The following is a 1,175-nucleotide window of genomic DNA, read 5'->3' as shown; positions in this document are numbered from 1 at the left end:
GCAGAAGACGTCTTAGGGAATATCTAACAGCCAATCCAGAAGCAGCACATGAAAAAGTAAACAAAAAAGGCGAAACCCTAAGAGAGAGGTTTGAGAGAAGCTTGGTGGCAACAGAGACAAAAACTGTTTCTGTTTCACAACACAGAAAAAGAGCAACAGAATACAAATCTCTAATGATGTAATAAGCATTTGGCCATAGCCCTATTCCACATCCACAAAGAATGAAGCTCTGCGGCTTTACGGTAAGATATAAGTTGCTGTTAGCAAATCTTCTTTTCCCTTTGAAAGAAGTAAAGAGCTAAAGATGCAAACAGTAAGCAACATGATCTCTTAAAAGACAAAAAGATACCTTGCCTTTGACTCTGAAAAGCGTGGGGTTTTGTCTTTCGTAACAATTTTTTTAAATAAAGATGATTGCATCTCTTTGTTTTTTTTAGCTAAAAAATCTTTCCTGCAAACATTGTTTAGCCAGAATTGAAGAAAATAATATCATCTATCGATGATCAATATGGAGGCTAATAGTATGAAGCCACAAGATTCTTCCCTCCCTCATTCCTCACAAACACCAGAAGGAGCAAGTGCACCTGAAGGGGCACATGCAAATGTATCATTAGACAATATTACTGCACATTTAGAACAACCCAGTAGCGAAAAAGGAAGAAATATCCCATTCAATCGTGCGGAATTAAAAGATATTGTTGCCCGTTTAGAAGATGACATCTTAATGGGTCGTTGGTTTACAGCTGATTATGCAAGTACAGATCTTAAACTGATGCCAGCCTTGGTAGAACAAGCAAATCTTAAATATCCTGAAATGCGTCTTCAATTGGTAGCATCATCTCACGACTTTGCCCTTGCACTAAAAGAAACACTCGAAAAAGGCATAAAATCTTCTAGATTTATCATTCACACAAAAGATAGAGGAATTCATTTTTCAGTAATTGATCATCAAACTATCGATGACAAAACGTCCGTGATATTTTTTGAACCTACAACATTTAAAAACATGCAATCAGCAGTGCTAGCATTAAGGGCACAATTGGCCATTAAAGCGCATGAATTGTCTAACTGTTCTTTTGCCATGGCAGAAATGGATATTCAACGCAGTTCCTCTGAATGTGGGATGTTCAGCTTAAGCCTTGCTAAAAAGCTTTATCTCGAAGCTCAAAAATTAG

The 1,175-nt window shown here is 37.2% G+C and carries 1 protein-coding gene and 1 pseudogene; both read left to right on the top strand.

Annotated features, from left to right (window positions below; genetic code table 11):
* Window positions 1-182 (top strand): annotated as a pseudogene (locus ACFIKN_RS06120) (intracellular effector); the annotation flags it as partial.
* Between the two features lie 341 nt (window positions 183-523).
* A partial coding sequence (locus ACFIKN_RS06115; protein ID WP_375658083.1) for a YopJ family acetyltransferase occupies window positions 524-1,175 on the top strand: 652 nt, incomplete at its 3' end.

This window comes from Bartonella sp. CL436QHHD, assembly GCF_042195105.1.
Lineage (GTDB): Bacteria > Pseudomonadota > Alphaproteobacteria > Rhizobiales > Rhizobiaceae > Bartonella.
This window is presented reverse-complemented; position numbering and strand designations above follow the sequence as displayed.